General features: G+C 67.6%; 9 protein-coding genes and 4 pseudogenes. 9 read left to right on the forward strand and 4 right to left on the reverse strand.

Translation table 11 applies throughout. The annotated features are described in order from the left end of the window. Positions 1-687: 687 nt before the first annotated feature. Positions 688-861 carry a hypothetical protein gene (locus ACF1BE_RS34820; RefSeq protein WP_392203005.1) on the reverse strand — a complete coding sequence of 58 codons (174 nt, stop codon included), beginning with the start codon at positions 859-861 and terminating at the stop codon, positions 688-690. A 67-nt stretch (positions 862-928) separates the two neighbouring features. Next, positions 929-1480: pseudogene (locus ACF1BE_RS34825) on the reverse strand (hypothetical protein); the annotation flags it as partial. Between ACF1BE_RS34825 and ACF1BE_RS34830 the strand changes: the two are divergent. The 8 genes and pseudogenes from ACF1BE_RS34830 to ACF1BE_RS34865 form a co-directional block, all read left to right on the forward strand. Then, positions 1415-1555: a hypothetical protein gene (locus ACF1BE_RS34830; RefSeq protein ID WP_392203006.1), complete on the forward strand. Its 141-nt coding sequence runs from the start codon at positions 1415-1417 to the stop codon at positions 1553-1555. The pseudogene ACF1BE_RS34825 and the gene ACF1BE_RS34830 sit on opposite strands and share 66 nt — an antisense overlap. Positions 1556-1690: 135 nt before the next feature. After that, positions 1691-1822, forward strand: a pseudogene (locus ACF1BE_RS34835) (hypothetical protein); the annotation flags it as partial. A gap of 104 nt (positions 1823-1926) precedes the next feature. Next, positions 1927-2343 carry a hypothetical protein gene (locus ACF1BE_RS34840; protein WP_392202998.1) on the forward strand — a complete coding sequence of 139 codons (417 nt, stop codon included), beginning with the start codon at positions 1927-1929 and terminating at the stop codon, positions 2341-2343. Between the two features lie 145 nt (positions 2344-2488). Continuing rightward, positions 2489-2743 carry a hypothetical protein gene (locus tag ACF1BE_RS34845; protein ID WP_392202999.1) on the forward strand — a complete coding sequence of 85 codons (255 nt, stop codon included), beginning with the start codon at positions 2489-2491 and terminating at the stop codon, positions 2741-2743. Continuing rightward, positions 2707-3573 (forward strand): annotated as a pseudogene (locus ACF1BE_RS34850) (IS5 family transposase). The gene ACF1BE_RS34845 and the pseudogene ACF1BE_RS34850 overlap by 37 nt, the downstream one beginning before the upstream one ends. A 68-nt stretch (positions 3574-3641) precedes the next feature. Beyond that, positions 3642-3839 carry a toxin-antitoxin system HicB family antitoxin gene (locus tag ACF1BE_RS34855; RefSeq protein WP_392203000.1) on the forward strand — a complete coding sequence of 66 codons (198 nt, stop codon included), beginning with the start codon at positions 3642-3644 and terminating at the stop codon, positions 3837-3839. 62 nt (positions 3840-3901) lie between these two features. Continuing rightward, positions 3902-4132: a hypothetical protein gene (locus ACF1BE_RS34860; protein WP_392203001.1), complete on the forward strand. Its 231-nt coding sequence runs from the start codon at positions 3902-3904 to the stop codon at positions 4130-4132. A gap of 323 nt (positions 4133-4455) precedes the next feature. Then, positions 4456-4990, forward strand: a pseudogene (locus ACF1BE_RS34865) (ATP-binding protein); the annotation flags it as partial. A 617-nt stretch (positions 4991-5607) separates the two neighbouring features. Here the strand turns inward: ACF1BE_RS34865 and ACF1BE_RS34870 are convergent. Beyond that, the gene (locus ACF1BE_RS34870) at positions 5608-6183 is read right to left on the reverse strand and encodes a hypothetical protein (protein ID WP_392203002.1); all 576 of its coding nucleotides are present in this window, start codon (positions 6181-6183) and stop codon (positions 5608-5610) included. Positions 6184-6433: 250 nt separating this feature from the next. Here ACF1BE_RS34870 and ACF1BE_RS34875 point away from each other — a divergent pair, with 250 nt between their 5' ends. Further along, a complete protein-coding gene (locus ACF1BE_RS34875; protein ID WP_392203003.1) occupies positions 6434-7324 on the forward strand; it encodes a transposase family protein in 891 nt (296 codons plus the stop codon). 18 nt (positions 7325-7342) lie between these two features. On the opposite strand, the gene ACF1BE_RS34880 is transcribed toward ACF1BE_RS34875, so the two are convergent. Then, a complete protein-coding gene (locus tag ACF1BE_RS34880; RefSeq protein WP_392203004.1) occupies positions 7343-8077 on the reverse strand; it encodes a dienelactone hydrolase family protein in 735 nt (244 codons plus the stop codon). Between the last annotated feature and the right edge of the window lie 665 nt (positions 8078-8742).

The following is an 8742-nucleotide window of genomic DNA, read 5'->3' on the forward strand; positions in this document are numbered from 1 at the left end:
GGCAGCAACGGCCTTGCCAACTCCCACAAGCCGTCCGGAACGATCCATCCCCACCGTCCACTCCCCATGCCCAACACAACCGTCAACTGACCATGCAGGACACGGTCTTAGCACTCACGAATCCTTGACCACCACCAGCCGCCCACCGTGAAGGCGTTCACCGGCCCAGGGTTCGGCAGAGTGCGACGCTCGAACTCATCGTCGATACGAGCAATCAGCCGGCCGAGATCGCTCCGGGCACCGCGAGGGAGGCGCAGCATGACCTCTTCCAGATCATCGCGGGCATACTCCACCTCCAGTCCGGGCTGCCAGACCTCGGACGCGTTCGGCCGGGCTGCTTGAACGCGTCTTCGAAACAGGCGAGTGCTCGAGCAACGGCGTCGGGCCACATCCGCTCGTCCTCGACACGGCGGACAGCTGCGCGAGTCCTCGGGGTGACGCCAGGGATCCGTCGAACTACAACGTGTCTGCGAGGCCGCCATCGCTCGGCGCGGACGCCCTTTGGGCGCCTACGAGGCATCGCCCTTTCTGATCAACATGCCGCCATCCTGCCACGAACGGGGCTGGCTCCGCACGCATGATCGAGCCCTCGTCATCCGGGGGTGCTCCTACTTCTCCCCAACATTCACGCGCTCTTCGTTCACGTCGTGATGCCGAAACCCACCGACAAGTGCTCTCGCTTGAAAGCTACGCAGCCAGCATGTCGAGCCGGTAGCGCCCGTGCGGCGTCTGCAGCGGGTACTGCTGCTCTCCGCCTGTGACGAGCTGGAGTTCGGCGAACAGTTCCCTCTCCTGCCGGGAGACGCCTATCCGCTTCCGGCAGCGTGGGCAGCCCTGCCTGCCCATGAAGACGTGCGCCACCTGGGCGGACCAGCGTTTCGTGTCCGGCGGGGCACAGCCACCAGACCGGCACGTTGGCCCCGGCGGTCACCTCCGCCGGGGTGAGGGGCTCGTTCAGGGATGGGTGCCATAACGCCGCGATTTCGGGGCTCTCGCTCGACAGCGCCTGGTAGCGCACCCGGCCGGAGCAGGAGGGGCACGCGGCCAAGCCGCGGACGCGATGGAACACTTTGGCCCGGAACTCGCCGGCGCACACGGTGCACTCGACCAGACCAGGCGGTGCGAACCGGTGGTGACAGCTTCGGCCGTCAGCCCGTCGTTGCGCGCGGGGTGCCACTGCGCCGCCGTCTGCTGCTTCTGTCCGTACGGCTGTGGTGGCACCCCTACTGGCAGACCCACGTGCGGCCTCGCAGGCGAAGACGCGCCAGGCCGCACGTCGAGTCGGGGTGGCAGGGTTTCGGCACGCCGGTGGCCGGCCGGCGTGCGGCTGTGGCGGCCCGCGGAGGGCTATCGGGTCCTGAACCGGCGGTAGAGGTTTCGGGCTACGTACACGCCCTGGGACGACAGGTCCTGGGTGGACGTGCTCACCTCGCCCGCGCCCCCTGCCGACCGGCTCCGGCAGCTTGTCCACCTCGTCCATGCGCATCTGGAGGAGTGGTGGGACACCAAGGGGCACAACCGGCGGTCGGCGAAGATCGGGCGGCGGCTCACTTGACCCGCTGCAGGTCCACGCTCCAGGGCCCGGCCACGGTCACCGCCGGCCTCACTCAGGTAGACGCCGTAACGGGCCGGGCTGAGCCAGGTAGCCACCCACGGCCCGGCACCGGGAGCCGGAGAGGTGTCGCTCACCGTGCAGCAGCAGGCTCTGCTGCGCCGCTCCGACCTGGTCGCCCGCTATGAGTCCTGGGCCGCCGCGAACAACACCTCGTTCCGCGTCGTCGGCAGCGCCGACAAGGCCCTCGAAATCGACGTCCTGCGAGCTCCGTTCATGTTCTGGCAGCGCAATACCGCCGCGGATGGCGCCGCCATACCCGGCCGGACTGTAGTGCCGACGAGCTGTACGCGTGGCTGGACGACATCACGGGCTTGGCCCTCTACGCCGGCACGGCCCTGCAGCGCTACATCCCTTACTTCTACCAACTGGGCACCCAGCTGGGGTACGTCAGTTTCCCCACCCGGCACTTGTCCGGACTCCTGCGCTACCCGGACGCCGGCGAGCCCCGTAGGTTCGTCCCGCGTGACATCCCTATGCGCTTCGATCGTGACGCCATGCCGGACATCGACCGCTGGGTGCACCGCCACGGCAGCCGGCTGCTGTTCGTCAACGGCGCCCAGGACCCCTCGGTCGCCGAGCCCTTCCGGCCCGGCGTCAGGGACTCCCGCCTCCTATGGGCGCCCGGCGCCAACCACAGCACCGCGATCGCGGAACTGTCCCCCGCCGACCGTGCAGAGGCCATCGGCATGCTGACTCGCTGGGCAGGGGGCACGTCACCCTCGGAGTGAGAGAAGAAGGGCGCCGGGGTCGTCGACGTTCTCGCGACGGTCATCGCAACACTTTCGGCTCCGTGACCGCCGACCGGGCGCCGTGCGTCCGGCTGCCGCGACCTATCGGTGCGCAGACTCGAGCGCCGGCGTAACCGACCGCGCGGTGGCACGGCAGCGCGCTCACGGCGCGACGGGCTATCTCGGCGGCTATCTCGGCCGGGAGCTCCTGGCCGCCGGCGCCCACGTGTGGTGCCCCGTCCAGGGCCCCGACGCGGCCGTCCGCCTCCGCGAACGCCTGAGCACCCTCGGCGTGCCGCCCGGCGTCGCCCGGCTGGCGGCCATCGAGGCTAACCTGGCCGCCCGCTCCCTAGGCAGTTTCGTTTGGATCGGTCGGTCGTTGGTACGGGTGTGCCGTTGACTGATGCGCAGTGGGCGCGGATTGAGCCGTTGCTCCCGGACCGAACGCCGAAGCGGGGTGGCCGCTGGAGGGACCACCGCGAGGTGATCGACGCGATCGCCCACAAGTTCCAGACCGGAACGCATTGGGTTCACCTGCCGGAGAAATACGGCAACTGGCGAGGCGTCTACAACCGGCTGCGGATGTGGGCCGTGGACGGCACCTGGGAGCGGGTGTTCACCGCTTTGGTGGCCGACGCGGACGAGGACGTGAGCTGGGCCGTGTCAGTGGATTCCACGATCGTGCGGGCTCACCAGCATGCGGCCGGGTCCCGTGAAAGGGGGCCCCGGCCGGCGAACCTGCCGACCGCGCCATCGGCCGGTCCCGCGGCGGACTGACCACGAAGATCCACCTCGCTGCTGACGGCCACTGTCGGCCTCTGGTGTTCGTTCTCACCGCCGGACAGGCCGGCGACGCACCCGCGTTCACCGAGGTCATGGCCCGCCTGTGCGTTTCGGGGCCGGCGAGGACGGCCCCGCACCAGGCCGGACCTGGTCCTGGCCGACAAGGCGTACTCCTCCCGAGCGATCCGCGAGCACCTGCGCAAGCGCGGCATCCGGGCAGTGATCCCCGTCCCGGCGGACCAGCGCGCTCACCGGTTACGTTGGGGTAGCCGAGGCGGCAGGCCGCCGGCCTTCGACCGCGAGACCTACAAGCGACGCAACACCGTCGAGTGGTGCATCAACCGCCTCAAGCAGTGGCGAGGCATCGCCACCCGCTACGAGAAGACCGCCACCATCTACCTGGCCGGACTCCACATCGCGGGCATCTTCCTCTGGTCCGCCCGGTGATCCCAACGAAACCCCCTAGTGATGGCCTCCTCTTACGGCACCGTTTTTTGGTGGCTATTCTTGCCACCATGTCTGTGACTACGATGACCTTGCGTATCCCCGATGACCTTGCGCCGTCGATCAAGGCGGCCGCCTCGGAGGCCGGCTTGAGTGTGAACGCCTATGTGGTGCGCGCCGCGCGCCGGGCCGCCACCCTGGACGCCGCGCAGCAGCTCGCCGCGCTCGGCCTGGGTGACGATCTGGCGGGCGAGGGCGACACCCTGTGAAGCGCGGTGAGGTCTGGACGCTGCCCGACGGCCGCAATGTCCTGGTTATCAGTCTGACGGGCTTGGAGGAGGCCTATGGCGCGGTTCTGGTGATCGTGCTCCACGAGAGCGGCCGGTTCCCGGACACGGCCATGTCGGTGGTGATCGACACCCCGCTCCCGTGTACCGCCGTCGCGGTCAACATCGTCCAGCTGCGGGCCGGCCGGTTCGACGGCGCCAAACTCCTCGGACCCGTCGACGCCGCGGTCATGGCCCGCGTCGACCAGGCCTTGCGCGCAGTCCAAGACCTCTGACCTCCCGAGACGGCCCCCGGTGCCCTCGGCGACTGTCAGGGTGGTGTCGTGCTCCCCGCGCCTGCGGGGATGCTCACCGCAGCGACAGCAACGCAAGGCCGGCCATCCGTGCTGCCCGCGGCCGCAGGGATGGGCCCCTGGCCGTGGACCTGGGCATCCACTATCCCCACCGCCCGCGGAGATGGTCCCGCCGCCGCTCGAACTCCGCGGCCTTACGGGCGGCGGTTCGTGTGTTCGTCAGCCAGATGCCCACCGCCGCTGCCTGGTAGGTGGCGTCCAGCGGGCGCTGGCACGGCGGTGACGCGGCCTGACGCAGTAACGCGCAGCGGGCTGACGTGGCCAAACTCGGCTACCTCGACTTCATCGACCTGGTTCTGTCCGAAGAACTCGCTGTCCGCGAGGACCGCCGATTCCGCACGGGGCTTCGAACCTCGAAGCTGCCGCACCACAAAACCCTTGGAATACGACTTCTCGTTCCAGCTCGAGCTCGACCCGCGCAAGGTCAAAGACCTCGCCACCCTTTCTTTCGTCGAGGCCCAGGCGAATGCGGCTCTGCTGCGCCCGCCCGGGGTCGGCAAGACCCATATCACTGTCGCCCTGGCGGTCGCGGCCTGCCGGGCCAGCTACTCGATCTACGTCACCAGCCTTGACGACATGGTCCGCAACCTCAAAGCCGCCGAGGCGGCCGGGCGGCTGACCAGCAAGCTCGGCAGCTACCTGCGGCCGGCTGTCCTGGTTCTGGACGAGGTGGGCTACCAGCCCCTCGAACGCGCCGAGGCGAACCTGGTCTTCCAGGTGATCTCCAAGCGCTATGAGAGGGGCTCGATCATCCTCACCTCCAACAAGACATTCGCTAAAGCAAACATGTTCCGGCGAACCCGTGCAAGGTGCTGCCGAAGTGCGACAGGTTCGACGGGGCACAGCAGGAGCTCTCGTAGTCAGACGTCTTGTGGCCATCCGCCCAGGGCCCGCGCCAGATGCTCGTGAAGCTCGGGATCATCTGACGTTGCGGCGAGGCGATAGGCAGTCGGCCCGACGCGCCAACCCGAATCATGATCGAAAGGCGGTCGCTGTCCCGCTGCGTTATGCGCGAGCTTGGCCACCAGTTCCGCTAGTGCAAAGTACAGAACGTGTTCCTCAGCCAGCGGGTCTTCTCTGCTCAGACTCCGTCGCCGGATTCGGTCGAAGACTTCGCGGCCCCGCGGCCACTGGTCTTCGCGTTCTGCCAGGATCAGAGCCTCGTCGATCTCTGGTAACCGCCTCATCTTCCCGGCCGCAGCAGCAAGAACGCTGCCTGCCCAGACGACGGGTTCTTGCTGTTGCTGGAACAAGTTCCGCCCCCAGATATAGAGACGCTCATTCGTCGGTAGGTCAGCCATGATCGCTGCAATTCTCGTGGAGGAAGTGGCGGAGATCGGCGGCGAGAGCGGACATTCACTCATCAGCTGAACAGTAGGTCAGATGTTCGCCCGCCGTCACCGTGATTCTGGACCGGGCAAGCGGCCTGGATCGACGCGGTCGGCGAGGTAGATCATGGTGGCTTCGGGGTCCATGCCGAAGGCGCCGGCGACGAGTTTGGGGTCCATGGTGTTGACCAGGTCCAGCAGTCGAGTGCAGCGGATCATGCGGGGCGGGAAGCCGCAGGCATCCAGAACGTGGCTGACATAGGCGGTGGAGGCGGGTCCCCGGCCGGACTTCGTCTGGCGGGTGACCATCATGTGAGGATTGTCGGTCCGCTGAGCTTCGCGGTGAGCCAGACAACGTTCCAGCACTGTCCATGAAGCCGGGTCCAAGGGGACCGGATGCGGGCGGTCGCCGAGCCGGGCGGTCCTCGCCTGCGGGTCCAGATCGTTGCTCTGCAGCGTCTTGACCTCGCGACTCGAGGCGCCGTGCAACAGCGCGAGCATGCCCAGCAGCGCCTCGTGGGGGTGGACGGCCGGATCGGTGGTCCAGCGACGGAACAGGACGCGTTGCTGATCAAGTGTCAGCGTCGCCCCAGTGAAGCCGCTCGGTCCTTGGCAGGACAGACCGCGGGCGGGATCAACCAGCACGATCTTCCGCGAGCGAGGGAAGCGGAAGAACTGCCCTAACGAGCTCGTGCACGGTAGGCGGTGAGGCGTCAAGCTTCTGATCGTCGATCATGGTCATGTGGTGGGGAACGTATCTCGTGCAGCGATCATCAGCGACCGGAGGATCACGGGGCTGTCGGCCAACGTGATCGCTGAACTCGTCGCAGAGCTGGGCCCGGTGTGGCACGAACGACACCAGGCCGAGCTTGCGTCCCGGCCGCGGAAGCGTGCTGTGGGCGCGGGGGCTAAGCACCGGTTGGTGTTCGTCGACCGGCTCCTGGCCACGCTCGTGCACCTCCGGCATGCCACCACGCACGACGTGCTCGCCTGCTGGTTCGGGGTCGACCGCTCCACCATCACTCGGGCCATCGGAGAGATGCGGCCCATGCTCGCCGAGCGAGGGTGCACCGTCAGCCCGGGGGTGCGGCTGCGGACTCTGGCCGAGGTCATCGACCACCTCGGTGCTGACAGGAAGACCGGCATCATCGACGGCACCGAGATCCGGGTCCGCCGGCCGGCCGCCGGACGCAAGGACCGGGACAAGTTCATCTCCGGCAAGAACAAGCGGAACGCGGTCAAGACCATGGTCGTCACGGACGGGGGCGGCCGCGTGCTCTTCTGCAGTGCGACCAAGCCCGGCAGCTGCGCGGACATTACCCACGCCCGCCAGTTAGGGCTGGTCAAGCTCCTGGCCGACGGACCCGCGGTGGAGATCCTCGCCGACGCCGGCTACCAAGGCTTGGGCGCCCAGACCGGCGGCCGGGTAATCACACCACCGCACCGCAAGTTCAAGAAGAATGCCCCGGACTGGTACGAGGAGATACACGCACGACAGCGCAAAGCCCACTCCTCACGCCGCATCCGCGTCGAGCACGGCATCGCCCACCTGAAAAACTGGCGGGCCCTGGCCCGCCACCTCGGCCGCCGCGAGCACATGAGCGACACCGTTCAGGCCGTCGCCGGACTGCTGTCCCACCAACAGACCGCGGACCTGACATCGGCACGGCAGGAACACCAAGCCCCGCCGACATCCTCGACACCTTCCTGCCTACCGTGCACGAGCTCGTCACACCAACTTCGAAACACCCTCACGGCTCCGGAGCCGTGTACTTCAGAGGCTTGATTTCCGCGCTGGAGCGCCTCAGCTCCTGGTCAGGGTGCGTTCGAGAAGGGGCAGCAGGCGGTCCCAGTGGCACTGCAGTGCGGCGGGGTTGAAGGCATCGGTGTCAGGCATGGTGAAGCCATGAACGGTGCCGGGATAGATCTCGGAGGTGTAGCGGACACCCGCCGCATCCAGGGCCTTGTTGAGCTCGCCGAGAGCCTCGGGCGTCAAGTCGCTCTCGGCATGGCCGAAGTGGACCTCGGCGGAGAGTTTGGAAAGGCTGTCGGGGCCGTCGACTCCCACCGGGCTGTGGAATGCGGCGAGGGCGGCTATCTGGCCGGGGTGGGCCGCAGCGGTGCGCGTCGCCAAGAGGCCACCGATGCAATAGCCGGTCACCGCGACCGGTCCGGCGCTGACCTCGGGCTGAGCAGTGAGGAACCTGAGGTATGCGTCAGCGTCTCGCAGGACACGGTCGGCGGTGTGCGCCTCGATCAGGGGCATCAGCTGAGCGAAGACTGCTGGCCGGGCCTCTTCTCCGATGTGCTCGGGAAGTTCAATCACCGGTGCCGTGCCGTGCCGGTAGAAGACGTTGGGGACGAGCACGTAGTACCCGTGCCCGGCCAGTTCGCGGGCCATTTCTCGCAGCACGGGCCGGATGCCGAAGCCGTCCGCGTACATCAGCACCCCTGGGTGCTGCTCGCCGTGGACTGGGAAGGCGGCAAAAGCATCGGCCTGGCCGTCCGCGGTGGGAATCTGCAGCGTCTTGGTGGGCATGAATTCTCCTGTCGTGGTTGATGTGTCGAGCCTGTGATCAACACGACGGAGGCGGAGCCCGCGCGGCAGCGCACGCCCCTCGATCAAACAGGGGGCCCGCACTGGCCCGTACGGCGCTCAGAAGAGCACCGGGTCACCAATCCGTGTGTGGCGCAATGCCGTCCCGGTAGTCATGCCTGCAACATAGCCCACCCAACGAAGCTGCCGCCAACACCGCCGAACCACAATGCAGTTCGGGATTCTCGGCCAACACCTCGCTCCCGAACCCGCTCGACGCGCTGTCCTGGCACCCATACCGATCTTGAAGCTGCACGGTCCTCACTGCACTGTGAAACACCTCCTCGCCTCAACACGCAGGACTTGACAGAGAAAGCGCCGGCTGGGGCTCACGCGAGAGCCTGCACGTCACCCTCGTGGCACCGGAGTTGGTGGCGGAGGTCGGCGTCGACGTCGCCCGCGACAGTGCAGGCCGGGACACAGACTTGGCCAAGCCACCCGAGGAGCAGCTCGCGCCCGCTCCTGAAGCGGGCATCTGGCGTACCAACCCCGCACAGCGGGCATCGCCCTGTTAGAGGTCCTAACAAAGACGTTGGACGTGGCGGTGCGTGATGAGGCAGGTGGCGAGGCCGAGGAAGGCTTCGTGGATGTCGTCTCGTCGTTCCCAG

It is taken from the genome of Streptomyces sp. NPDC014991, assembly GCF_043080665.1.
Classification (GTDB): domain Bacteria; phylum Actinomycetota; class Actinomycetes; order Streptomycetales; family Streptomycetaceae; genus Streptomyces.

Excerpts from the sequence above, each read along its gene's own strand:
- ACF1BE_RS34855 (WP_392203000.1), top strand. The coding sequence starts at position 3,642 with ATGTCTGTGACTACGATGACCTTGCGTATCCCCGATGACCTTGCGCCG.
- ACF1BE_RS34880 (WP_392203004.1), bottom strand. The coding sequence starts at position 8,077 with ATGCCCACCAAGACGCTGCAGATTCCCACCGCGGACGGCCAGGCCGAT.